Raw genomic sequence first — 25,678 nt, 5'->3', positions numbered from 1 at the left:
AACAGTATTATTGAACTTTACGTAATACCGCTTTTAATGCATCAAAGTCATTAGCAAGATCTTCAGATAACAGTTCCATTGCATTATGTTTCGCTAATGGTTCTGGCAATCCCAGATCACCACCTAAGATATCATCCACAACTTCTTTAAATTTTGCCGGATGTGCAGTACATAAGAAAAGCCCGGTTTCACCTTCATTAAGTTGCTCTTCAAGAATACGATAAGCTATCGCACCATGGGGCTCACATAAATAACCTTCAGCATTCATTGCTTTTAGCGTTTCAGCACTTTGTTCATCCGTTACCGCTCCTTTACCAAGCGTTTCTAGCCCCCAGCCTAAACGCTGACATAATTCTTCGATTCGAGGCCAGTTATTTGGTTGGCTCACGTCCATTGCATTTGAGATTGTTGGAATCGTCGTTTTTGGCTCCCACTTACCCGTTTCAAGATAGCGCGGTACCGTATCATTAACATTAGTTGCAGCAATAAAGCGCTTAACTGGTAAGCCTAATGATTTAGCTAACAGGCCTGCGGTTAAATTACCAAAATTACCACTTGGTACTGAGATAACGATATCACTACGTTTTTCTTTTGGCAGCTGAGATACCGCTTCAAAGTAGTAACAAATTTGCGCCATTAGTCGGCTGATATTAATTGAGTTTGCTGAATTCAGTCCAACTTCTTTACGTAGCTCAGCGTCATCAAACGATTGTTTAACTAATGCCTGACAGTCATCAAAGTCACCATCAACGGCAACGGTATGAATATTCTTGCCTAGTGTACAAAATAACTTTTCTTGCAGCGGGCTGATCTTTCCTTTTGGATAAAGGATAACGACTTTAATGTTATCCATACCATAGAATGCATGAGCAACGGCTGCACCAGTATCACCTGATGTCGCCGTTAGAATCGTAATTTGTTCATTACCTTCGGTCACCGCAGCTAAAGATTGCGCCATAAAACGACCACCAAAATCTTTAAACGCTAATGTCGGGCCATGAAATAATTCAAGCGCATAAACGCCCTCTTTTACTGCATGAATTGGCGCTGGGAATTGAAACGCATTTTCGACCATGCTTTTCACTGTATCTTGTGATAATTCCTCACCAATAAACGCAGATAAAATCTTAGTGCTACGAGGAATAAAATCTTCAGCTAGAAGCGTATCAACATCATCAAACTTAGGCAATTCTGATGGAAAAAATAGTCCTTGATTACGGCCTAACCCTTGGCGAACCGCTTGACCAAAAGAGACCTGTTCATCATTTTCTTTTATGTTATACAGCTTCATAGTTTACTTCCTGTTACTTGTGAGCCTTGCTTATCCAAACGACAAACATGGACAAATCCTTCATCATTTTGTACATAATTTTCTTGTAGCCAACGAGATACTCGCTCAGCGACGTCTTTATCTTTACAAATGCTAAACAGCGTTGGACCAGAGCCAGAGATCCCAGTTGTCAGTGCTCCTGCTGAAGCAGCATATTCACGCGCTTTCGCAAAGTTAGGTAATAAGCGTTCACGATAGGGTTCAGCCACCACATCTTTAATCATTTTCGCAGCTAATTCAGGCTGCTTTGAATAACATGCATGAATAAAACCTGCTAAATTACGACCATGTGCTATCACATCTTGACGGCGGTATTGAGAAGGTAAAATCTCCCGCGCTTCTGCTGTTGATACTTTAATTCCTGGGTATGCCATCACCCAATACCATTCATCAAAACACGGAACTTCTTGGCTAATAATACCTAACTCTTCAACCATTAATTGCAGACCACCAAGATAACAAGGAGCAACATTATCATAATGAATACCACCTGATATCTGCCCTTCCATCTCACCCATTAATGCCAACACTTCCATGTCTGTTAATGGTTTATCATGAAATAAATTCAACGCATCTAATGCGGCTACAATCGAACAGGCGCTAGAACCAAGCCCAGAGCCAATTGGCATGTTCTTCTCAAGTACCATATGAATCGGTTTAAGTTCAGTGCCTTTTTTTACAAGCTCTCTTGCAAATACACGCCAGCAATCATAAACAATATTTTCTTTTGGGTTCTCCGGTAACTTATCTACAAAGCTACCTGCGGTTGCTAAAGTGAAAGCTTCGGTTCCTAATTCAACTAAAACACGATCACCCAGTAATGTGCCATCAATAGGAGAAACGGCGGCACCTAATACATCAAAGCCTACACTTACATTACCAATTGATGCTGGAGCATAAACAACAACACTCATTTTATACTCCTAATTTCCAACCAAGCGTACGCATTAAATCAGAGAACACGCCAGCAGCGGTTACTTCGGTTCCTGCGCCATAACCACGTAATACTAATGGAATTGGTTGGTAATAGCGGCTATAAAAAGCCAACGCATTCTCACCATCCTTGATTTTAAACATAGGATCATCACCATCAACAGCAGCAATACGTACCTTACATTTACCTTCTAGAATTTCACCAACATAGCGCAATACTTTACCTTCTTCTGCCGCTTTTGCTGACTCTTGAGCAAAATAAGCATCCGCTTCAGGAAGGCGAGCCATAAACTCATCAACTGTGCCAGAATCATCAAAACCTGGTGGCAGAGCTTGCTCAACTTCTACATCATCTAGCTCTATTTCAAGGCCGGATTCACGAGCAAGAATAAGCAACTTACGAGCGACATCCATACCTGAAAGATCATCACGAGGGTCAGGTTCAGTAAAGCCGTTTTGTTTTGCAACATTTGTTGCTTCGCTTAACGACATTCCTTCATCTAGCTTACCGAAGATATAAGATAAAGAACCAGATAAAATGCCATTGAACTTTTCAAGCTCATCACCTGCTGCAATGAGATTTTGCAAGTTCTCAATAACAGGTAGACCAGCACCTACTGTTGTTTCATACATAAATTTACGACGAGTACCGCGCGCTGCATTACGTAATTGATGGTAATACGCCATTGAGTCGGTATTGGCTTTTTTATTTGGCGTAATAACATGAAAACCAGCGGATAAGAAATCAACATACTGAGCTGCAATTCCATGGTCAGAAGTACAATCGACAATCACAGGGTTAATAATATGATTACGTTGCACCAAAGCAATCAGTCGAGCTAAACTAAATTCTTCTGACGTATGACTCATACGATCACGCCAAGTATCTAGCGGAATACCTTTACTATCCAGCAATAAACCACGGCTATTTGCTAAACCGCAAACACGGATTTCAATGCCTTTCTCTGCAAGTTTTGGCTGCTGACGCTTAATCTGATCGACAAGTTCGCCACCAACGCCACCAACACCAACAACAAACACATCTAAAAAATGCTTACTGTTAAATAAGTTTTCATGACAGGCTTTAATTGATTCAGAGATTTTATCTTCTGGAATAACAGCTGAAATTGCTCGCTCTGAAGAACCTTGTGCAATGGCAATAATATTAACGTTTACTTCAGTTAAAGAAGTAAAAAATTGAGATGCGACACCTTTAGATGTACGCATACCATCACCAACTAAGGTAACAATTGCTACGTTATCAGTGAATTCTACCGGCTCTAGTAAGCCATCTTTTAATTCAAGTTCAAACGCTTCTCTTAATACTTGCTCAGCCTTACATTTGTCTTCAGCTTCAATACAGAAACTGATGCTGTACTCTGAAGAGGATTGTGTAATAAGAACAATGGAGATACCAGAAGTAGACATCGCACCAAATACACGACTTGCCATGCCAACCATGCCCTTCATTCCCGGACCGCTAACATTAACCATTGTTAAGTTGTTAAGTGTTGTAATTCCTTTAATCGCAAGATTATCTTCGCCAGTATCCTGTCCAATTAAAGTACCAGGGCCTTGAGGGTTAAAACTGTTTTTAATCAAACAAGGAATATGGAATTGCGCGATAGGTGCGATTGTTTTTGGATGCAGAACAGAGGCTCCAAAATAAGAGAGTTCCATTGCTTCTTGATAGCTTAATGATTTTAATAAACGTGCATCATCAACTAATCGAGGGTCACAATTATAGACACCGTCAACATCGGTCCAGATCTCACAACATTCAGCACGAAGACAGGCTGCAAGTACAGCTGCAGAATAATCTGAACCATTACGGCCCAGAGTAACTAATTCACCTTTTGCATTACCCGCAGTAAAACCCGGCATAATGTTTACATGCCCAGAAGGCAAAGGTTCATTTTTAAAGTTGAGCGTTGAGATATCAACATCAACAGCACCTTCAAGAAAATCACCGCGAGCGTATAGATATTTAACAGGATCAATCAGGCTAGCTGATTGCCCTTTTGCTTCAAGAACCGCTTTCATTGTAACGATTGAAATGCGTTCGCCTTTACTAATAATTTTGGCATACACGTTATCTGGACACATGCCCAACAGGGTAATCCCATGAACGTATTGACGAAGTTGAGAGAGTGAATCTTTTAGCTTATTTTCAAGCGTTTTAAGATCAACTTGCGGAAGTGCTGTAGAAATACCATTAAATAGCTCAAAAAATACAGATTCTAATTCTGAGATCTGTAATTCAGCCTCTCCATTAGTTAAAACGTTATCAACGACAGAAACTAATTTATTTGTGACTTTACCTGGTGCCGATAAAACAACTGAGACTTCTTGCTGTTGTGCGTTATTGCCAATGATATCTGCGGCGCGCAAAAAACGATCTGCATCGGCTAATGACGAACCACCAAACTTTAATACTCGCATTTCTATCCTCCCTAAAAACGAGTGTTACTGCAATATCCTTACTGCATACCTAGCATCATAACCTTTTCAGTTGATAATAAAAGAATGTAGTTAAGAATTAGTAACAAAATTACAAAAAAAAAAAAGCCCGCTCTGATAATCAGTGCGGGCTTCTTTAAAATACTTATGCGTATCAGCCCACCCCAGCAACCATGGTGCCGGTAATTGTTGTGGTAATAATCATTGAGCTGATAGTGAACATGTAATAAAAAACTCTAAATAAATGTTTGCAATATACAATAACTACCTTACTTTCCTCTAACAAGTCAATGAAAATATTATTCATTCAGTTAACAAAAGAAGAATATACCGCCTCAAGTTGTTGAGTTTTAAATATTAAATATGTATTTTAAATTTAACTTTGTTATTAGATTAATAACTCTTTACTCATCAATACACCATTAAGGTCGGCATAAATATAATCACCAGGAGAAATTATCTGAGTATTAATGGTGACTGATATTTGTAGCTCTCCAGCCCCTCTTTTCTCTGTTTTAAAAGGAGAAGCATTCAAGGCTTTCAATCCTAATGGCATACTCTGTATGGCGCCGACATCTCGTACCGCACCATAAACGACGACACCCTCCCATTGGTTATTAACCGCAAGCATCGCGACCTGATCGCCTAATAGCGCTTTTTGGCAAGAACCATTACCATCAATCACTAATACTTTGCCTTTGCCATTGGTTTGCAAAACCTCCCTTACTAATGAATTATCTTGGTAGCAACGTACCGTTACAATTTCACCATAAAAGCAAACTTTTCCACCATAATTTTTAAACTCAACATCAATGAGTTGTACTTTATCTTCAAATTGGTCACAAATATCAGGTAATAAATCCATTTTATTTTCTCCTTGTTTGTAAAATTGATTCGACTATAACAACATTTGTTAAAGTACTTAGCGATAACTAGCATAAATATTTACAATATTAATATATATATGTCCCTATATTTATAACTACACTGTATTGATATCGGTTGCTATTGACCTAAATCAATAAAATGTATGGAAATAAAAATCGCTTATTGTTAGAGTGGTGTTAAGGGATTAAAATCTCCCTTCTAATGGAGTTTCAGCTAGGAGCTCACAAAATTAGAGCTTTATCATGTTGTTGAGTATATATTCAATAACGACCACCAAGGATGGCGTACCGTTTAGGTTTCTATTCTTCAATTGACATTTTAGTCTATGATTGAAGAATCTATTCCTATTTGTAAATTTTTTTATTATAGAATTAACATTCTTAATTCTACTTTTGACTTTAATCAGTTAGTTAGGTACCGCCCATGCAAACCCCTCAGATCCTAATCGTTGAAGATGAACATGTAACTCGTAACACACTTAAGAGCATTTTTGAAGCTGAAGGCTACAATGTTTTTGAAGCGAGCGATGGTGAAGAAATGCACACTGTGCTTTCTGAGCAACAGCTTAATCTTGTGATTATGGATATCAACCTTCCAGGTAAAAATGGTCTTCTTCTTGCTCGTGAACTTCGCGAACGTGGAGATATGGCCCTTATGTTCCTAACAGGCCGTGATAACGAAGTTGATAAGATTTTAGGTTTAGAAATCGGTGCTGATGATTACATCACAAAACCATTTAACCCACGTGAACTTACTATTCGTGCGCGTAACTTATTAACTCGTTCAATGAATCAAAGCACAACTGTTGAAGATAAAAAAACGGTTGAACGCTATGTATTCAATGGCTGGACAGTTGAAATTAATAGCCGTTCTCTTGTTAGTCCAAGCGGTGAAAGCTACAAGCTTCCTCGTTCAGAGTTCCGTGCTTTACTTCACTTCTGTGAAAACCCAGGTAAGATCCAAACTCGTGCTGATCTTCTGAAAAAAATGACAGGTCGTGAGCTTAAGCCACACGATCGTACGGTTGATGTGACAATTCGTCGTATCCGTAAGCATTTTGAATCAGTAACAGATACACCAGAGATCATTGCTACAATTCACGGTGAAGGTTACCGCTTCTGTGGTGATTTAGAAGAGTTATAATATTCCTTCTTAATTCATAAGATTAAAATGCCCAGCTATCACTAGCTGGGCATTTTTTTATTGTAAGTAATAGTAACAAATCAATAAACAGTATCAATCTGTACATCACTATCAATAATCCACTCATCATTTGCTTGAACCGCAATATCAATTAATTGATCTGCTGTAATATTGTGAAATGATTGACCTGAAATTTCCCACGTATGATTATCATGAACTCGTACTTCAAATTCATCATCAGTTAATAACCATGAATCATAACCTTGACGAATAACTACTTTTTCAATCGCTAACTCAGGTGCAATCACTTGTTTTGATGTTAATGTCAGGGCCATATTCAACTTACTTTCGTCTTCTTCTGCGCCTATCGTCGGCATTTGATCAATCCATACCGCCGAATTAAGTTGTATATGAGTATTCATTATTTCTATTTTATTATCTTGCTGCCAATCAACTTGTGGTTGTGAGGTCATTTGACAACCAGAAAGCGCAATCATAATTACAGAAGCAAATAGTGCCTTTTTCATAGTCTTCCTTATTTAGCTTGCTGTTCTAACCAGCTTTTTAATATTTGAATGTCATTTTCATATTCATTTTTAATTTCTTCAACCCAATCATCTATATTTTCCCACCATGCTGGTAAATCAGGTGATTGAGCTTTTTGAGCGACTTGTTGAATATGCTTAAGACCAATAGAGCCAGCAGCCCCTTTCATTTTATGGGTTTCAAACACAATACCGTCTTGATCTCTTGCTGTCATATTAGTATCTAAGATTTGAATGTATTCTTTCATACTTTTTTCAAACATCTCAATACTTGCATATACAGGCTTGGTTCCAACAATCTCAATATATGACTCTAGCATTTCTATATCTAACAAACGATCAATCAATTGTTCATTATCTAATTGCTCTTGTGTTTTTATTGGCTTCTGTCTTTTCTTTTGTCCCTCTTTTGTATCTGACATCGAGAACAATTCAAGCACCTCAGTTAACGCCTTCACACTTAATGGTTTACTGATCGCCTCATCCATGCCTTTTTCAAAATACTCATCTTTCTCTTTTAATAAATTAGCGGTGAGTGCGACTAATGGAGGCAGGTTATCAAACTTTTCACGTAGGGCTTGAGCAACATCAAATCCAGTCATATCAGGCAATTGAATATCAAGTAAAGCTAAATCATATTTACTTGGATCAAACAGTTTTAACGCATCCTCTCCACACATTGCGACATCAACAGTATGACCAAGGCTTTCAAGTAATGAACAGGCCACCGTTACATTCAATTCAATATCCTCTAGCATAAATATACGTAATGATTTCGCACTTTTCGCTTCAGGCATTGCCTCTTCTTCTTCAGCATGATCCACCAAAGGCACGTTAATCGTTACGATGAAGGTACTCCCAAAACCAATATCACTGGTTACTGTAATGTCCCCACCCATTAAATTAATTAGCTCTTTAGATACAGCAAGTCCAATTCCTGTGCCTACCGCATGTAGATTATCTTTGCCTTGTTTTACTTGATAATACATTGCAAAAACATTCTCTAATTCTGATTCAGGGATCCCGATCCCCGTGTCTTCAATCTCAAAAGTAATTTCAGCGTTATCTTTGTAAATATCAGCACTGACAGACATAACCACACTGCCTTCTTTAGTGAATTTAGTCGCATTACCAATTAGATTCCAAAGCACTTGGCGTAGGCGTGTACTATCAACACTAATATTTGCAGGTAAATCAGTGAGCCTTTCAAGATCAAAGCGCAACCCTTTCTGCTCGGCCATTAAACCTGAAATATTCTCCACCTCAGTAACAAAGCTTATAAAATCAAGCGGCTTTGGAAGTAATTCTAATTTACGACGATCAAACTTATCCATATCAATAATGTCGTTAAAGATATTACCAAGAGTAATCGCACTGACATTAATGGTTCGCATATAGTTATGCTGTTCATCATCAAGACGGGTATCTAATAACATACGGCTTAAACCGACAATACCATTTAGCGGAGTACGTAATTCATGACTAATGGTAGAGATGAACGTTGTTTTATCACGACTCGCTTTCTCTAGCGCATCTTCGTACTCTTTACGTTCTGTGATATTTCGGCCAAAACCAACCAAACCAAGATGACGGCCGCCCTTGCTATAAAATGGGATCTTACTCAGCTCAAAACACGCTTTTCGTCCATCAGGATAATCAAGCCATTGTTCGTAAGTTAATGCTTTATTGTCTCTTAGTACTTGTCTATCAGTATCAATTACTTTTGCTGCTACTTCAGCGTTATAAACATCTTTAGGGGATAAACCAATCAGCTCTTTTTCTGTTTTTCCGGTTAGATCTTCCATCGCTTGGTTACAACCCGAAAAAAGACCTAACTCATTACGATAATAAATAATATCAGGGGAGGTATCTAAGTAAGAACGAAGTAGAGCCGTTTGCTCTGCCAATTCTAATTGTGCTTTTTCACGTTGGAACACTTCGTTTTCAAGGTCTTCCATCGCTTCTTGGCGAGCGTCTTCTGCTTTTTCACGCTCTTCAATTTCTTGATTCAATTTTTTTACATTGCCTTGTAATTTTTTGTTCAAATCTAAATCACGAGCACGCATCTCTTCCATCTTAGTTACTAACTTAGAAAGACGCTGACGCGAATCTTCTAAATGTTCTACAACAACCGATAAGAAAAAAACAGCCCAAGGCGTAATTAATAAACCAAAGAAAACGGAGCGAACGATATCTAAATCATTCACTTCACCGCTTAAAAAAAGAGTAACACCAACTTGAACGATAACGGCCAGCGCCACTAAAGCAATAGCAAGTAAGAGACTAAAACGAACAATGCCGAGTCTAACCATAAGATCGACATAAAATTGCGCGAGAATTTTTAACTGTTTCATAACCACACCCTGATAATATTCAACCAAATAATATCAGGGTTATGTCGATTTGAGTTATTTTTTCAATATTGGTTGGGTATATTTGAAAGGTTGATCAATCAGGGAGCCTTGTGCCCCTTTTTTATTAAGGGCCATACCTACGTTAGTTAACCCTAACCAGCGAGGCTCACACCATAATGGCGAAAGTAAAGTAGGTCGTCTTGCTGTTGCTGACACTCGATGATACACAATCTCTGGTGGCGTTAATCGGATTAACTCACAAGCTATATCAACATAATCATCCATTTCTGGTGCTTCAATTTTTCCTGCTCGCCATGCTTTTGCCATGGTGCTTCCCTCTACGATATGCAAAGGATGCAGCTTTAATCCATCGGTCCCCGTTTCAAGTACCTTTGCTAATGTCACTCGGTAGTCATCTTGAGTATCTCCCGGCAAACCAATAATTAAATGAGTACACACTTTAATTCCAAGCGATCTCGCCTTACGAGTAATCTCATCATAACAGGCAAAGTCATGACCTCGATTAATACGTTTTAAGGTTTTATCATTGCCCGTTTGCAACCCAAGCTCTAGCCAAACTTCATAACCATCATCAACATAGCCCTTTAATAAATCTAATACTGCATCTGGTACGCAATCAGGGCGAGTTCCAACGCATAATCCAACAATATTTGCTGATTTAAGCGCTTCTTCATACATATTTTTAAGTACTTGAACTTCGGCAAACGTATTTGTATAAGCTTGAAAATAGGCAAGATACTTTTTAGCGCGTTGCACTTCTCCAGCTCTGTCTACCAACTGGTCATGAATCGATTTAAACTGTTCTTGCTCATCAGAAAATGAAGCCACGTTACAAAAGGTACATCCCCCCTTTCCTATCGTTCCATCCCTGTTTGGACAACTAAAACCACCATGAAGAGTAAGTTTATGTACTTTTTCGCCATAACGGCGCTGTAAATCCTGTCCAAATGTATTTGCTAGTTCATGAAGTTGCATCGCGATAACCAATTAAATAAATCAAGCACTTAGTTCACAAATAAAAAGAGGTCTCAATTCTATTTGTGAAAGTTGCTAACTCGTTTGTAAAAAAAGACCGTAAATAATAGCGAAAACAGTCACTCGCAATTGTAATTTATATCAATAAAAGACGCATAAACTGGCAATTAAACGCGAAAAAAGCCGAATTATTATAAATACTTATTCACTTTGAGTAAAAAAAGTGAAAATTACGTGCAACTTTCGTTGGTATTTAATATGACAAAAATGTAGGATAGTTACATCGTAAAATAGTTTAATTTGCCATCAACACGAATGTTGTGGTGTTTCGATAGTGATATCTACCCTCAGACAACAAATACAACGGATAAAAATGTATTTGATAGATATCACAATGGATTGGGTTCGTTTGCACGTCATATTAAGTGATGCCAGCAAGCACCAGAATGGATTCAAACTTGCTACCTCTTGAGACTAACTCACAGCAAGTTCGATTAAAATTTAGCAAAGGACTAGACAGAAACTTACGTAGAGAAGTTGTGTCTGCATAATACTGGAAGGATGTATCTATGGTAGATAGAGAGCAGAATACACAAGGCATGTATACTCCCGAGTTGGAGCATGATGCGTGTGGTATCGGTTTTGTCGCTCACCTCAAAAACCGTAAATCTCATGATGTGGTTACTCAAGCACTTGATATGCTTGCTCGTATGGAACACCGTGGTGGTCAAGGCTGTGATCCATGCAGTGGTGACGGCGCGGGTATTCTTTTACAGAAGCCTCATGAGTTTTTATTAGAAGAAGCCGTAAAACTTGGTATTAAACTGCCATCTTTTGAGAAATACGGTGTTGGTGTTGTGTTATTCCCTAAAGATGAGCATAAACGTCAACAATGTAGAGATATTTTAGAGCGTAATGCTCAACGTCTTGATTTAGAAATCATTGGTTATCGCGTTCTTCCTGTCGATAATTCAATGCTAGGTGACGATCCCCTAAGTACAGAGCCTCAATTTGAGCATGTATTTATTTCTGGTGGCCCATCAATTACCCCAGAAGAGCTTGAACGTAAATTGTATGTTCTACGTAACTACACCGTTCGAGTCTGTTTGGAAAGTATTTCTAATATTGGTGATGATTTCTACATCAACTCTCTATCATACAAAACACTTGTTTATAAAGGTCAATTAACGACTGAGCAAGTTCCACAGTACTTCCTAGACTTACAAAATCCAACGATGGTGACGGCATTAGCGCTGGTTCACTCTCGTTTCTCTACTAATACTTTCCCTCGCTGGCGTCTAGCTCAACCATTCCGTTACATTGCCCATAATGGTGAGATCAACACAGTTCGTGGCAACTTGAACTGGATGAAAGCCCGTGAAGCTATTATAGAATCTGATCTATTTAGCCAACAAGAAATGGATATGCTACTTCCGATTTGTCAGGAAGGCAGCTCAGATTCATCGAACTTTGATATGGCGCTAGAACTGCTTGTTCTGTCTGGCCGTAGCTTGCCACACGCATTAATGATGATGATCCCTGAAGCGTGGCAAGAAAATAAAAACATGGACCCTACCCGTCGCGCGTTCTATCAATACCACGCGAACGTAATGGAACCTTGGGATGGCCCAGCGTCTGTTTGTTTCACTGATGGTGTTCAAGTAGGTGCAACACTTGACCGTAATGGTCTTCGTCCTTCTCGTTATACCGTGACAAAAGATGACTTCCTGGTGATGGCATCAGAATCTGGCGTTGTAAAAATAGCACCAGAAAACATTGAGTTCCGTGGTCGTCTACAACCAGGACGTATCTTTGTTGCTGATTTAGAACAAGGCCGTATTATTTCTGATGAAGAAGTAAAAGATGGTATTGCGAAATCACAACCTTATGAAAAATGGGTTGAAGAGAACCTATTAAGCTTAAATAAGCTACCTGAAGCAACCAACCAATACAGTCAACCTTCTCCAGCTCGCCTACTCAATCGTCAACAAGCGTTTGGTGTTACCTCTGAAGAAGTGAATGAGATCATCCTACCATTAGCAAAAACGGCTTATGAGCCATTAACTGCAATGGGTGCCGATTGGCCACTAGCGATTCTTTCTCATCAATCTCAGCATTTATCTAACTATTTTAAGCAGTTGTTTGCCCAAGTAACTAACCCACCGATCGACCCGATCCGTGAGCGTATGGTTATGTCGCTAAACACCTACTTAGGTAAAGACCAAAACTTACTTGCTGAAACGCCTGAGCACTGTCAGAAAGTCGAACTTGAATCACCGGTTCTTTCTAACTCTGAGCTAGAAAAACTGCGTGCTATTGATAACGAACATCTACAAGCAAAAACACTGGATATCGTTTTCCAAGCCAATGAAGATTCAGGAAAGCTTGAGCGTGCACTTAAACGTATCTGTCAGTATGCTGAAGATGCCGTCGTTGATGGTTACTCTATCATTCTACTAACAGACCGCGCTGTAAACTCAAACCACGCTGCTATCCCTGCAATGCTTGCGGTTGGTGCGGTTCATCATCACCTAATCCGTAAAGGGTTACGTGCTAAGTGTGACATCGTGATTGAAACGGGCGATGCTCGTGAAACTCATCACTTTGCAACCTTGGTGGGCTATGGCGCAAATGCGGTTAACCCATACCTAGTGATTGAAACTATTGTTGAACTTCAACGTGTTAAAAAGCTAGATCCGACGGTACATCCAAAAGAGTTATTTGATAACTACCGTAAAGGGGTTAACGGCGGCCTACTTAAGATTTTCTCTAAGATGGGCATTTCAACACTACAGTCATACCATGGCGCTCAAATCTTTGAAGCACTTGGTATCAGTAAATCAGTGGTTGATAAGTACTTCACAGGGACCGTTTCTCGTATCCAAGGTCTAACGATTGATGATATCGCAAAAGAAGTGTTAATCCGTCACCGTGTTGGCTATCCAACTCGTGAAATCCCAGTTCAAGTACTTGATGTGGGTGGTGTATATCAGTGGAAACAACGTGGTGAGAAGCACCTGTTTAACCCTGAAACTATTTCTCTACTTCAAGAGTCAACTCGTAATAAAGATTACGGTCAATTTAAGAAATACGCGAAAGCGGTTGATGACCAAGGTGATGATGCAGCAACACTGCGTAGCCAATTAGATTTCATCAAAAATCCAGCAGGATCGATTCCTTTAGAAGAAGTAGAGCCTATTGAGAAAATCCTAAAACGTTTTGCTACTGGTGCAATGTCGTTTGGTTCTATCTCACACGAAGCTCACTCAACACTTGCTGTTGCTATGAACCGTATCGGCGCTAAATCTAACTCAGGTGAAGGTGGTGAAGACCCGATTCGTTTTGAGAAAAAAGACAATGGTGACTGGGAACGTTCAGCAATCAAACAAGTGGCTTCTGGTCGTTTTGGTGTGACATCTTACTACCTAACTAACGCTGATGAGCTACAAATCAAGATGGCTCAAGGTGCGAAACCTGGCGAAGGTGGTCAGCTACCGGGTGATAAAGTCGATGATTGGATCGGTGCAACACGTCACTCAACTCCTGGAGTTGGTCTGATTTCACCACCACCACATCATGATATTTATTCAATCGAAGATTTAGCACAGCTTATTTACGATCTGAAAAACGCCAACCGTAAAGGCCGCGTTAACGTTAAGTTAGTATCTGAAGCGGGTGTTGGTACTATCGCCTCTGGTGTAGCGAAAGCAAAAGCAGACGTCGTTCTTATCGCCGGTTTCGATGGTGGTACAGGTGCATCTCCAATGTCTTCTATCCGTCATACTGGTCTTCCGTGGGAACTAGGTCTGGCAGAGACACACCAAACACTACTAAAAAATGGGTTACGTAACCGTATCGTTGTTCAGTCTGATGGCCAAATGAAAACACCTCGAGATCTTGCAGTAGCAACACTTCTTGGTGCTGAAGAATGGGGCGTTGCAACAGCAGCTCTTGTAGTTGAAGGCTGTATCATGATGCGTAAATGTCATAAGAATACTTGTCCTGTTGGTATCGCAACACAAAACAAAACACTTCGTGAGCGCTTTGACGGTCGCGTAGAAGACGTGGTTACTTTCTTCCAGTACATGGCTGAAGGTCTACGTGAAGTAATGGCAGAACTTGGTTTCCGCTCTATTGATGAAATGGTTGGTCAATCTCATAAACTGAAAGTTCGTGATGATATCGGCCACTGGAAATACAAAAACTTAGACTTATCACCAGTACTACACGTTGAACAACCTCGTGCTGAAGATGGTATCTATAACCAAATTAAACAGCAGCATAATCTAGAAGACGTATTGGATCGTAAACTTATTCAAGTCGCTACTCCTGCACTTGAAAAAGGTGAAGCCGTTACTGCTGAATTCGATATCCTAAATACCGACCGAAGTGTAGGTACTATGCTGTCGAATGAGATATCAAAAGTGTATAAAGACCAAGGCTTACCACAACCAATGAACGTGAAGTTCAATGGCTCTGCTGGTCAAAGTTTAGGTGCATTCCTTACAAAAGGCGTGAAATTTGAAGTCGAAGGCGATGCGAATGACTATTGGGGTAAAGGTTTATCTGGCGGTACGCTAGTGCTTTATCCAAACGAAAAATCAACGATTGTCGCTGAAGATAACATTATTGTCGGTAATGTCTGTTTCTACGGCGCAACTTCTGGTGAGTCGTATATTCGTGGTATGGCTGGTGAGCGCTTCTGTGTACGTAACTCAGGTGCAAAAGTCGTTGTAGAAGGGGTTGGTGATCACGGTTGTGAATACATGACTGGTGGTGTTGCCGTTATCCTTGGCTCAACGGGTCGTAACTTTGCGGCAGGTATGAGCGGTGGTGTTGCCTATGTTTGGGATAAGTCTGGTGATTTCGAAAGCAAACTAAACCCTGAACTTGTTGACCTAGACCCTATCGAACAAGAAGATAAAGATCTTCTATTAGAAATGCTAACTAAGCATGTTGAATTCACAGGAAGTGAAGTTGCTCAGTCTTTCTTAGATAACTTTGAAGCAAACTTAGCCTCTCTGGCTAAAGTGATGCCGCGTGACTACAAAGCGGTTCTTCAAAAGCGTAAAGCTGAAGCACAACAGGCACAAACGGAAGAAGTGGAGGCAGTATAATGGGTAAGCCTACTGGATTTTTAGAACATGGTCGTGAGCTACCAAAGAAACTCGACCCAACGGTTCGAATTCAAGACAATAAAGAATTTGTTTTAAACGAAGAATTTGGCGATAAGATTGGCACACAAGCCTCTCGTTGTATGGATTGTGGCGTTCCCTTTTGTCACAACGGTTGCCCTATCGGTAACATCATTCCTGAGTTTAATGATGCGGTATACCGTGATAGCTGGGAAGAAGCATGGAAGATCTTAAGTTCAACCAATAACTTCCCTGAATTCACCGGTCGAGTGTGCCCTGCTCCTTGTGAAAGTGCTTGTGTTCTTGGTATCAATCAAGACCCAATCACTATCTGTAATATCGAAAAAACGATTGTAGAAACCGCGTACCGTGAAGGGTACGCGCAACCTAAAAAACCTCGTTCTCGCACAGGAAAAACGGTTGCTATTATCGGTTCAGGTCCTGCTGGTTTAGCCGCGGCTGAACAATTAAACAGTGCTGGTCACTCTGTCACTGTCTATGAACGCGATGAAAAAGTTGGTGGTCTACTGCGCTTTGGTATCCCTGATTTCAAGTTAGGTATGGATATCATTGATCGTAAAATCAACTTAATGGCTGATGCCGGTATCAAGTTTGAAGTAAATGCGCATATTGGTGTCGGTATTAACGCCCTGCAATTACGCCAAGACTTCGATGTCGTTCTACTCACTGGTGGTTCTACTGTTCCACGAGATCTACCAATTCCAGGTCGTGAACTCAATGGCGTTCACTTTGCGATGGAGTTCCTAGGTCAAAACAATCGCCGTGCTAATAATATGGATCTTAAAACTAAAGAGATCCACGCTAAAGGTAAGCATGTTGTTGTTATTGGTGGTGGCGATACAGGTTCTGACTGTGTAGGTACATCGAATCGTCATGGCGCAGCAAGTATTACTCAGGTTGAGATCATGCCGCTCCCACCAGAGAAACGCCCTGCAAATATGCCTTGGCCTCAATATCCAATGATCATGAAAACAACCACTTCTCACGAAGAAGGCTGTGAGCGTCATTGGAATATCCTAACCAAAGAGTTTATCTCTGATGATGCTGGTAATGTAACTGGTCTTCGTATTGCTGATATCGTTTGGCAAGACACGAAACCAGGTGAACGTCCAGGATTTGATGAAATCGCTGGTAGTGAGCGAGTGATCCCTTGTGATCAAGCATTCTTAGCGATGGGCTTCTTACATCCTGAGCCTACAGGTGTATTAGCTCAACTAGATATTAAACTGGATGACCGTGGTAACGTAGCAACAGATGGCTATGCAACCAATCAAAAAGGTGTTTTTGCCGCGGGTGATATGCGTACAGGTCAATCTCTGATTGTTCGTTGTATTAATGAAGGCCGTGAATGTTCTAGAGAAGTCGATGCTTACCTAATGGGTAACTCGAACCTAGAAGCAAAAGCGGATTCACTAATGCTATCTGCATCATAGTTTTTAAAATAGATTAATTCAGGTTTCCTTCCAAACCTTTGGCCAACATTTCGATGTTGGCCTTTTTTATTCTATACTGACAACGCCTATTCAAAATAATGAACTTACCTATGATAAAAATACTCACCATATTTTCAATATTGCTAACACTTACCGCCTGCAGTAAAGGAGTCGATAGTATGCCTGATAAGTCAAAAATGATGTGTGCTGATAAACCAAACTGCATCTCAACATTAGAAACTAGAGCTGATTTCAGCGCTGCACCTTTTACTCTAAACAGTCCCAACGCAACAATAGAGTCTATCGCTCAAATAGCAGAGCAGCTCAAAGGTGCAAAGATTGCAGTGATGAGCGAAAACTACGTCAGAATAGAATCAACAAGTACGGTCTTTCGCTTTGTTGATGACTTAGAGCTTAGAATAGAAGGCAGTAACCTTATTGTTCGCTCTGAGTCTCGTACTGGACACTCTGACTTTGGTGTAAATAGAAAACGCGTAGAACAATTAAGAACGATGCTACTAGAGCAAAACATAATTTCTAAATAATAAGCTCTCCAATAGAAAGTCTAACCAACTGAAGTGCCACTTCACTGTGTCTATTTTGCATCACTTTACTTTTATACAGACGTAAAAAAGCCCTAATCTTTCGATTAGGGCTTCTTAGTATAGTGGCGGAGTGGACGGGACTTTCTATCAACCTTGAAAGCGACACGTCCCTCGGCGTGACTGGCCGCTAAGATCTCCAATAGAAAGTCTAACCAACTGAACTACCACTTCACTGCGTCTATTCTGCATCATTTTACTTTTATACAGACGTAAAAAAGCCCTAATCTTTCGATTAGGGCTTCTTAGTATAGTGGCGGAGTGGACGGGACTTTCTATTAACCTTGAGAGCAACACGCCCCCGGCGTGACTGGCCGCTAAGCTCTCCAATAAAAAGCCTAACCAACTGAACTACCACTCCGCAGTGTCTATTCAGCATATTGCTATTTTTGATTTTACTTTTTATCAAAAAGTAAAAATAAATAGGAGCCTGGCGATGTCCTACTCTCACATGGGGAAACCCCACACTACCATCGGCGCTATTACGTTTCACTTCTGAGTTCGGCATGGGATCAGGTGGGTCCATAACGCTATGGTCGCCAAGCAAATTCTTTCTATCTACCTCAATAAGAGATAAATAATAATCTGGAAAGCTGTTTTTCTATATAAAGAGCTGTTCTTAATCACATTCAATATGGTTCTTGGTTAACGAATCCGTTAAAACCCCTTGGGTGTTGTATGGTTAAGCCTCACGGGCAATTAGTATCAGTTAGCTCAATGCCTCGCAGCACTTACACACCTGACCTATCTACGTCGTAGTCTCCAACAACCCTTTAGGATACGTAAAGTATCAGGGATGACTCATCTCAGGGCTCGCTTCACGCTTAGATGCTTTCAGCGTTTATCGATCCCGAACTTAGCTACCGGGCAATGCCACTGGCGTGACAACCCGAACACCAGAGGTTCGTCCACTCCGGTCCTCTCGTACTAGGAGCAGCCCCCTTCAATCATCCAACGCCCACGGCAGATAGGGACCGAACTGTCTCACGACGTTCTAAACCCAGCTCGCGTACCACTTTAAATGGCGAACAGCCATACCCTTGGGACCGACTTCAGCCCCAGGATGTGATGAGCCGACATCGAGGTGCCAAACACCGCCGTCGATATGAACTCTTGGGCGGTATCAGCCTGTTATCCCCGGAGTACCTTTTATCCGTTGAGCGATGGCCCTTCCATTCAGAACCACCGGATCACTATGACCTGCTTTCGCACCTGCTCGAATTGTCATTCTCGCAGTCAAGCGGGCTTATGCCATTGCACTAACCTCACGATGTCCAACCGTGATTAGCCCACCTTCGTGCTCCTCCGTTACTCTTTGGGAGGAGACCGCCCCAGTCAAACTACCCACCAGGCACTGTCCGCAACCCCGATAAGGGGCCAACGTTAGAACATCAAGCATACAAGGGTGGTATTTCAAGATTGCCTCCACCAATACTAGCGTACTGGTTTCAAAGGCTCCCACCTATCCTACACATGTAGGGTCAATGTTCAGTGCCAAGCTGTAGTAAAGGTTCACGGGGTCTTTCCGTCTAGCCGCGGGTACACTGCATCTTCACAGCGATTTCAATTTCACTGAGTCTCGGGTGGAGACAGCGTGGCCATCATTACGCCATTCGTGCAGGTCGGAACTTACCCGACAAGGAATTTCGCTACCTTAGGACCGTTATAGTTACGGCCGCCGTTTACTTGGGCTTCGATCAAGAGCTTCGACCGAAGTCTAACCCCATCAATTAACCTTCAAGCACCGGGCAGGCGTCACACCGTATACGTCATCTTACGATTTAGCACAGTGCTATGTTTTTAATAAACAGTTGCAGCCACCTGGTATCTGCGACTCCCGGCAGCTTAGAGAGCAAGTCTCATCACCGCTAGGAGCGTACCTTCTCCCGAAGTTACGGTACCATTTTGCCTAGTTCCTTCACCCGAGTTCTCTCAAGCGCCTTAGTATTCTCTACTCGACCACCTGTGTCGGTTTGGGGTACGATTCCTTACAATCTGAAGCTTAGAGGCTTTTCCTGGAAGCATGGCATCAATGGCTTCACTACCGTAGTAGCTCGACATCGTGTCTCAGCCTAGTGTATTCCCGGATTTGCCTAAGAATACAGCCTACACACTTGAACTTGGACGACCGTCGCCAAGCCCACCTAGCCTTCTCCGTCCCCCCATCGCAATTGTAAGAAGTACGGGAATATTAACCCGTTTCCCATCGACTACGCCTTTCGGCCTCGCCTTAGGGGTCGACTTACCCTGCCCCGATTAACGTTGGACAGGAACCCTTGGTCTTCCGGCGAGCGGGTTTTTCACCCGCTTTATCGTTACTCATGTCAGCATTCGCACTTCTGATACGTCCAGCACGCTTTACAACGCACCTTCAACCGCTTACAGAACGCTCCCCTACCCAATACAGTAAACTGTATTGCCGCAGCTTCGGTGTATAGTTTAGCCCCGTTACATCTTCCGCGCAGGCCGACTCGACCAGTGAGCTATTACGCTTTCTTTAAATGATGGCTGCTTCTAAGCCAACATCCTGGCTGTCTGAGCCTTCCCACATCGTTTCCCACTTAACTATAACTTTGGGACCTTAGCTGGCGGTCTGGGTTGTTTCCCTCTCCACGACGGACGTTAGCACCCGCCGTGTGTCTCCCGGATAGTACTTACTGGTATTCGGAGTTTGCAAAGGGTTGGTAAGTCGGGATGACCCCCTAGCCTTAACAGTGCTCTACCCCCAGTAGTATTCGTCCGAGGCTCTACCTAAATAGATTTCGGGGAGAACCAGCTATCTCCAGGTTTGATTGGCCTTTCACCCCTAGCCACAAGTCATCCGCTAATTTTTCAACATTAGTCGGTTCGGTCCTCCAATTGATGTTACTCAATCTTCAACCTGCCCATGGCTAGATCACCTGGTTTCGGGTCTATATCCAGAGACTGAACGCCCAGTTAAGACTCGGTTTCCCTACGGCTCCCCTAAACGGTTAACCTTGCCACTGAATATAAGTCGCTGACCCATTATACAAAAGGTACGCAGTCACACCACGAAGGTGCTCCTACTGCTTGTACGTACACGGTTTCAGGTTCTATTTCACTCCCCTCACAGGGGTTCTTTTCGCCTTTCCCTCACGGTACTGGTTCACTATCGGTCAGTCAGTAGTATTTAGCCTTGGAGGATGGTCCCCCCATATTCAGACAGGATATCACGTGTCCCGCCTTACTCGTTTTCACTGATGATGAGATGTCGGTTACGGGGCTATCACCCTGTATCGCGCCACTTTCCAGAGGCTTCACCTGTCTCATTAAAAGCTTAAGGGCTAACCCAATTTCGCTCGCCGCTACTTTCGGGATCTCGGTTGATTTCTCTTCCTCGGGGTACTTAGATGTTTCAGTTCTCCCGGTTTGCCTCACTACACTATGTATTCATGTAGTGATACTAGCTTATGCTAGTGGGTTTCCCCATTCAGAAATCGTAGACTCAAATGGTTTTTACTACCTAATCTACGCTTATCGCAAGTTAATACGTCTTTCATCGCCTCTGACTGCCAAGGCATCCACCGTGTACGCTTAGTCACTTAACCATACAACCCCAAGAGGTTTCGTATGGACCGTTTGCTTTCACTTTTCAAAAGTGAAGACAAAAGCAGCAACCAAGGTTTAAACTCTTTCTGTCTCTGTATAGAAGATAGAGAGTTTTGATTTTCGCCGGATTCGCTCTTTATCTCCACTTTAAAAAGTAGAAACAAAATAATACCAAGAACACTTGAATGTGTTTTTAATTTGTTTATCTAAGATAAACAAAAGATATTAAGAACTTTTAAATTTTGATTTAACTTAATTACAGCCTGAGCTGTTTTGTTTTACTTTTTGAAAAGTAAAAATAAATTAAGCTAAATCAGTCAGCTTTCCAAATTGTTAAAGAGCGATTTCACGCTTATGCGTGTAACCATTTTTAAAGACTCTCAAAGAGAGAATACTTAAAGATGGTATCCCGTAGGGGAGTCGAACCCCTGTTACCGCCGTGAAAGGGCGGTGTCCTAGGCCTCTAGACGAACGGGACACTGGATACTCTAAATTAAAACCATATTAATCTGTGTGAACACTCATAAATCGTAATCTATCGTTTAAGGAGGTGATCCAGCCCCAGGTTCCCCTAGGGCTACCTTGTTACGACTTCACCCCAGTCATGAACCACAAAGTGGTGAGCGTCCTCCCGAAGGTTAAACTACCCACTTCTTTTGCAGCCCACTCCCATGGTGTGACGGGCGGTGTGTACAAGGCCCGGGAACGTATTCACCGTGACATTCTGATTCACGATTACTAGCGATTCCGACTTCACGGAGTCGAGTTGCAGACTCCGATCCGGACTACGACGCACTTTTTGGGATTCGCTCACTATCGCTAGCTTGCAGCCCTCTGTATGCGCCATTGTAGCACGTGTGTAGCCCTACTCGTAAGGGCCATGATGACTTGACGTCGTCCCCACCTTCCTCCGGTTTATCACCGGCAGTCTCCCTGGAGTTCCCACCATTACGTGCTGGCAAACAAGGATAAGGGTTGCGCTCGTTGCGGGACTTAACCCAACATTTCACAACACGAGCTGACGACAGCCATGCAGCACCTGTCTCAGAGCTCCCGAAGGCACTAAGCTATCTCTAGCGAATTCTCTGGATGTCAAGAGTAGGTAAGGTTCTTCGCGTTGCATCGAATTAAACCACATGCTCCACCGCTTGTGCGGGCCCCCGTCAATTCATTTGAGTTTTAATCTTGCGACCGTACTCCCCAGGCGGTCTACTTAACGCGTTAGCTCCGAAAGCCACGGCTCAAGGCCACAACCTCCAAGTAGACATCGTTTACGGCGTGGACTACCAGGGTATCTAATCCTGTTTGCTCCCCACGCTTTCGCATCTGAGTGTCAGTGTCTGTCCAGGGGGCCGCCTTCGCCACTGGTATTCCTTCAGATCTCTACGCATTTCACCGCTACACCTGAAATTCTACCCCCCTCTACAGCACTCTAGTTCACCAGTTTCAAATGCGGTTCCGAGGTTGAGCCCCGGGCTTTCACATCTGACTTAATGAACCACCTGCATGCGCTTTACGCCCAGTAATTCCGATTAACGCTCGCACCCTCCGTATTACCGCGGCTGCTGGCACGGAGTTAGCCGGTGCTTCTTCTGTCGCTAACGTCAAGATGTGCAGCTATTAACTACACACCCTTCCTCACGACTGAAAGTACTTTACAACCCGAAGGCCTTCTTCATACACGCGGCATGGCTGCATCAGGCTTTCGCCCATTGTGCAATATTCCCCACTGCTGCCTCCCGTAGGAGTCTGGACCGTGTCTCAGTTCCAGTGTGGCTGATCATCCTCTCAGACCAGCTAGAGATCGTCGCCTTGGTGAGCTCTTACCTCACCAACAAGCTAATCTCACCTGGGCTAATCTTAGCGCGAGAGGTCCGAAGATCCCCCTCTTTGGTCCGAAGACATTATGCGGTATTAGCTATCGTTTCCAATAGTTATCCCCCACACTAAGGCATATTCCCAGGCATTACTCACCCGTCCGCCGCTCGTCAGCGAATTAGCAAGCTAATTCCTGTTACCGCTCGACTTGCATGTGTTAGGCCTGCCGCCAGCGTTCAATCTGAGCCATGATCAAACTCTTCAATTAAAGTTTTTTGGTTGCTCTGTCTTTTCTATATAAAGAGAAGCAGAAACAAAACCGGCTCAATGATTAATACTGATTGTTACATAAAAGTAATTTTGTGTAGTCACTCAGTTCATTGATTATTTTGTTCGTCTTACTTCGAGAAGTAAGAGCAAACTAATGATTATCAACTCACAAGTGCCCACACAGATTAATAGGTTTCAAATTGTTAAAGAGCAAACTAACAAGGCATACTGTGATTTAAATCACTCGCTCCGTGTCAGTGGATGCGCAGTATAGGCAATTCAGAATTTAGTGCAAGGCTTTTTATTAAAAACAATATCGTTCGAATAATAATTAAACAATCCGGGCAAATATCAATCTAAAAACACCATTTTATACGTAATTAACCTCATTACTCTTAGCTCCTCACTCTTTAATAGCTATGTTACAATTATCACCTATTCAAACTTTATTGAGATATACACATGAAAATCGGCATTATTGGTGCAATGGAACAAGAAGTTGCCATTCTAAAAGAACAGATTGAAGGCTTAACGACAACAACAAAAGCAGGATGTACTTTCCATACAGGTTCATTATCTGGCGCTGACATTGTATTGCTACAATCTGGTATTGGTAAAGTTGCTGCTGCAGTAGGTACAACATTACTTATTTCAGATCATAATGTAGATCTTGTACTAAACACAGGTTCAGCTGGTGGGTTTGATTCATCACTAAATCTTGGTGATGTCGTAATTTCAACAGAAGTACGTCACCATGATGCAGACGTAACAGCTTTTGGTTACGAAATAGGGCAAATGGCACAGCAACCAGCTGCTTTCAAAGCCGACGAGAAATTAATGTCTGTGGCAGAGCAAGCATTAACACAAATGGAAAATAAACACGCTGTACGTGGCTTAATCTGTACTGGTGATGCTTTTGTATGTACTCCAGAGCGTCAAGCATTTATCCGCACTCACTTCCCATCAGTTATCGCTGTTGAAATGGAAGCATCAGCAATTGCTCAAACTTGTCATCAATTTGAAGTTCCATTTGTTGTTGTTCGTGCAATCTCAGATGTCGCTGATAAAGAGTCACCAATGAGCTTTGAGGAGTTTTTACCTCTTGCAGCGCAAAGTTCATCAGAAATGGTGACTAAAATGGTCGCATTGCTAAAATAATTGCAACGTAATTGAGCTAGCAAATTAGTTAGCTCAATTCTTTCCCTCTATATAGTAAACATATATGTCTGAAAAATTATCTCTACTCATTGCTGATTACTCTCTATTGGTTTTATGGGGAGCATTATTATTTCATTTACTTCTACCTATTCCCGTACATGCTCACCCAATGACTATCTGGCGAAAATTCGCTGAATTGTTAGCCACAAAAGTAAATACAGCTCGATCTTACCAACAACGTTTTCTTTCTGGCTTTCTAGCTTGGACGTTAATGATCATTCCTGCATTTATTGTATGTATTGCCGCTCAACCAATCGCTTGGAATCTTCCTCTATTTAATTTAGGCCTATTGCTTATTTCATTAGAATGGCGAGGGGTTGAAAAACTCTGTAAAGCAACGATTCAAGCAATTAATCAGAACAATAAGAAAGATGCCAAAGAAGCGCTACAGCCATGGATTAATAGAGAGGTTGAACCTTTATCTATATTAGGCTTAGGCAAAGCAAGCGCAGAAACGATAATTTTAGGCTACGCAAGAACGGTTATCGGCGTTTTATTTTGGTACGGTATTGCAGGAGGAATAGGTGCATTTATCTATCGCCTATCATTAGAATTAGCAAGAGCTTGGTCTCCTTCAAGAGATTCATTCAGACCTTTTGGTAATCCCGCATTAACTATACAAACCTTTCTTGATTTTATTCCTCTCAAACTTTTTAGTTTGCTGTGCCTTATTGGAAAGCATTTCCAAATAACACTTCAAACACTCAACCAACAACGTAAGAGTTGGGCAAATACAAATAATGCGTGGCTACTTATCATTATTGGTAAAAAATTTGAGCTTTCTATGGGCGGTCCTGTTATTTATCAAGGCAATAAAATCACTAGATCAAAGCTTGGAGGTAAAATAGCTCCTTCTGCTATTCATTTAGCGCAAATACATCGTTTTTTAAGTTGGAGAATAGCTATCTGGCTAATCCTTCAAAGCACTCTAATGGTTATAATCAAACATGGTTTATAACTGT

General features: G+C 41.7%; 13 protein-coding genes, 1 tRNA gene and 3 rRNA genes. 6 read left to right on the top strand and 11 right to left on the bottom strand.

The annotated features are described in order from the left end of the window. Nucleotides 1-7 precede the first annotated feature (7 nt). From thrC to AC2IP4_RS02265, 4 genes are all read right to left on the bottom strand, one after another. Nucleotides 8-1,291 (bottom strand): threonine synthase, encoded by a 1,284-nt coding sequence (thrC, locus tag AC2IP4_RS02280; RefSeq protein ID WP_375321171.1) that lies wholly within the window; start codon nucleotides 1,289-1,291, stop codon nucleotides 8-10. Then, on the bottom strand, nucleotides 1,288-2,244 hold the full coding sequence (gene thrB, locus AC2IP4_RS02275) for a homoserine kinase (protein ID WP_151654501.1): 957 nt from the start codon (nucleotides 2,242-2,244) through the stop codon (nucleotides 1,288-1,290). The genes thrC and thrB overlap by 4 nt, the downstream gene beginning before the upstream one ends. Nucleotide 2,245: 1 nt before the next feature. Beyond that, complete coding sequence (gene thrA, locus AC2IP4_RS02270) at nucleotides 2,246-4,705, bottom strand: bifunctional aspartate kinase/homoserine dehydrogenase I (RefSeq protein ID WP_486310522.1); 2,460 nt, start codon at nucleotides 4,703-4,705, stop codon at nucleotides 2,246-2,248. A 406-nt stretch (nucleotides 4,706-5,111) separates the two neighbouring features. Then, on the bottom strand, nucleotides 5,112-5,588 hold the full coding sequence (locus AC2IP4_RS02265; protein WP_375321173.1) for a putative 4-hydroxy-4-methyl-2-oxoglutarate aldolase: 477 nt from the start codon (nucleotides 5,586-5,588) through the stop codon (nucleotides 5,112-5,114). Nucleotides 5,589-6,034: 446 nt separating this feature from the next. On the opposite strand from AC2IP4_RS02265, the gene arcA reads away from it, so the two are divergent. Further along, nucleotides 6,035-6,754 (top strand): two-component system response regulator ArcA, encoded by a 720-nt coding sequence (gene arcA, locus AC2IP4_RS02260; RefSeq protein WP_060991794.1) that lies wholly within the window; start codon nucleotides 6,035-6,037, stop codon nucleotides 6,752-6,754. Between the two features lie 80 nt (nucleotides 6,755-6,834). On the opposite strand, the gene AC2IP4_RS02255 is transcribed toward arcA, so the two are convergent. The 3 genes from AC2IP4_RS02255 to mnmL are packed head-to-tail and all read right to left on the bottom strand — an operon-like array spanning nucleotide 6,835 to nucleotide 10,649. Further along, on the bottom strand, nucleotides 6,835-7,281 hold the full coding sequence (locus AC2IP4_RS02255) for a membrane lipoprotein lipid attachment site-containing protein (protein ID WP_375321174.1): 447 nt from the start codon (nucleotides 7,279-7,281) through the stop codon (nucleotides 6,835-6,837). 8 nt (nucleotides 7,282-7,289) lie between these two features. Then, a complete protein-coding gene (arcB, locus tag AC2IP4_RS02250) occupies nucleotides 7,290-9,653 on the bottom strand; it encodes an aerobic respiration two-component sensor histidine kinase ArcB (RefSeq protein ID WP_486310521.1) in 2,364 nt (787 codons plus the stop codon). Between the two features lie 54 nt (nucleotides 9,654-9,707). Beyond that, nucleotides 9,708-10,649, bottom strand: a complete 942-nt coding sequence (gene mnmL, locus AC2IP4_RS02245) for a tRNA modification radical SAM protein MnmL/YtqA (RefSeq protein WP_486310520.1) — start codon at nucleotides 10,647-10,649, stop codon at nucleotides 9,708-9,710. 569 nt (nucleotides 10,650-11,218) lie between these two features. Here mnmL and gltB point away from each other — a divergent pair. The 3 genes from gltB (at nucleotide 11,219) to AC2IP4_RS02230 (ending at nucleotide 17,783) form a co-directional block, all read left to right on the top strand. Then, on the top strand, nucleotides 11,219-15,766 hold the full coding sequence (gene gltB, locus AC2IP4_RS02240; protein ID WP_486310519.1) for a glutamate synthase large subunit: 4,548 nt from the start codon (nucleotides 11,219-11,221) through the stop codon (nucleotides 15,764-15,766). Next, on the top strand, nucleotides 15,766-17,238 hold the full coding sequence (locus AC2IP4_RS02235) for a glutamate synthase subunit beta (protein ID WP_486310518.1): 1,473 nt from the start codon (nucleotides 15,766-15,768) through the stop codon (nucleotides 17,236-17,238). The genes gltB and AC2IP4_RS02235 overlap by 1 nt, the downstream gene beginning before the upstream one ends. Before the next feature lie 110 nt (nucleotides 17,239-17,348). Beyond that, complete coding sequence (locus AC2IP4_RS02230) at nucleotides 17,349-17,783, top strand: DUF1499 domain-containing protein (RefSeq protein ID WP_486310517.1); 435 nt, start codon at nucleotides 17,349-17,351, stop codon at nucleotides 17,781-17,783. 485 nt (nucleotides 17,784-18,268) lie between these two features. On the opposite strand, the gene rrf is transcribed toward AC2IP4_RS02230, so the two are convergent. The 4 genes from rrf to AC2IP4_RS02210 all read right to left on the bottom strand — a co-directional run bounded on the left by rrf (nucleotide 18,269) and on the right by AC2IP4_RS02210 (nucleotide 23,496). After that, nucleotides 18,269-18,384 (bottom strand): 5S ribosomal RNA (gene rrf / locus AC2IP4_RS02225). Between the two features lie 134 nt (nucleotides 18,385-18,518). Then, nucleotides 18,519-21,409: ribosomal RNA gene (locus AC2IP4_RS02220) — 23S ribosomal RNA — on the bottom strand. 403 nt (nucleotides 21,410-21,812) lie between these two features. Next, nucleotides 21,813-21,888 (bottom strand) — tRNA-Glu (locus AC2IP4_RS02215). Nucleotides 21,889-21,953: 65 nt separating this feature from the next. Then, nucleotides 21,954-23,496, bottom strand: a 16S ribosomal RNA gene (locus AC2IP4_RS02210). Together the 16S, 23S and 5S rRNA genes with 1 tRNA gene alongside form the textbook arrangement of a ribosomal RNA operon. A 464-nt stretch (nucleotides 23,497-23,960) precedes the next feature. On the opposite strand from AC2IP4_RS02210, the gene mtnN reads away from it, so the two are divergent. After that, nucleotides 23,961-24,656, top strand: coding sequence for a 5'-methylthioadenosine/S-adenosylhomocysteine nucleosidase (gene mtnN, locus AC2IP4_RS02205; RefSeq protein ID WP_486310516.1), 696 nt, complete (start codon nucleotides 23,961-23,963; stop codon nucleotides 24,654-24,656). Nucleotides 24,657-24,720: 64 nt separating this feature from the next. Then, nucleotides 24,721-25,674 (top strand): cobalamin biosynthesis family protein, encoded by a 954-nt coding sequence (locus tag AC2IP4_RS02200; RefSeq protein ID WP_375321181.1) that lies wholly within the window; start codon nucleotides 24,721-24,723, stop codon nucleotides 25,672-25,674. The last annotated feature ends 4 nt before the right edge of the window (nucleotides 25,675-25,678 follow it).

Source organism: Aliivibrio thorii, from assembly GCF_057368585.1.
Note: the sequence above shows the minus strand (reverse complement) of the source record. Positions and strands in the feature narration are given on the sequence as shown.

Excerpts from the sequence above, each read along its gene's own strand:
- thrC (WP_375321171.1), bottom strand. The coding sequence starts at position 1,291 with ATGAAGCTGTATAACATAAAAGAAAATGATGAACAGGTCTCTTTTGGT.
- thrB (WP_151654501.1), bottom strand. The coding sequence starts at position 2,244 with ATGAGTGTTGTTGTTTATGCTCCAGCATCAATTGGTAATGTAAGTGTA.
- thrA (WP_486310522.1), bottom strand. The coding sequence starts at position 4,705 with ATGCGAGTATTAAAGTTTGGTGGTTCGTCATTAGCCGATGCAGATCGT.
- AC2IP4_RS02265 (WP_375321173.1), bottom strand. The coding sequence starts at position 5,588 with ATGGATTTATTACCTGATATTTGTGACCAATTTGAAGATAAAGTACAA.
- arcA (WP_060991794.1), top strand. The coding sequence starts at position 6,035 with ATGCAAACCCCTCAGATCCTAATCGTTGAAGATGAACATGTAACTCGT.
- AC2IP4_RS02255 (WP_375321174.1), bottom strand. The coding sequence starts at position 7,281 with ATGAAAAAGGCACTATTTGCTTCTGTAATTATGATTGCGCTTTCTGGT.
- arcB (WP_486310521.1), bottom strand. The coding sequence starts at position 9,653 with ATGAAACAGTTAAAAATTCTCGCGCAATTTTATGTCGATCTTATGGTT.
- mnmL (WP_486310520.1), bottom strand. The coding sequence starts at position 10,649 with ATGCAACTTCATGAACTAGCAAATACATTTGGACAGGATTTACAGCGC.
- gltB (WP_486310519.1), top strand. The coding sequence starts at position 11,219 with ATGGTAGATAGAGAGCAGAATACACAAGGCATGTATACTCCCGAGTTG.
- AC2IP4_RS02235 (WP_486310518.1), top strand. The coding sequence starts at position 15,766 with ATGGGTAAGCCTACTGGATTTTTAGAACATGGTCGTGAGCTACCAAAG.
- AC2IP4_RS02230 (WP_486310517.1), top strand. The coding sequence starts at position 17,349 with ATGATAAAAATACTCACCATATTTTCAATATTGCTAACACTTACCGCC.
- mtnN (WP_486310516.1), top strand. The coding sequence starts at position 23,961 with ATGAAAATCGGCATTATTGGTGCAATGGAACAAGAAGTTGCCATTCTA.
- AC2IP4_RS02200 (WP_375321181.1), top strand. The coding sequence starts at position 24,721 with ATGTCTGAAAAATTATCTCTACTCATTGCTGATTACTCTCTATTGGTT.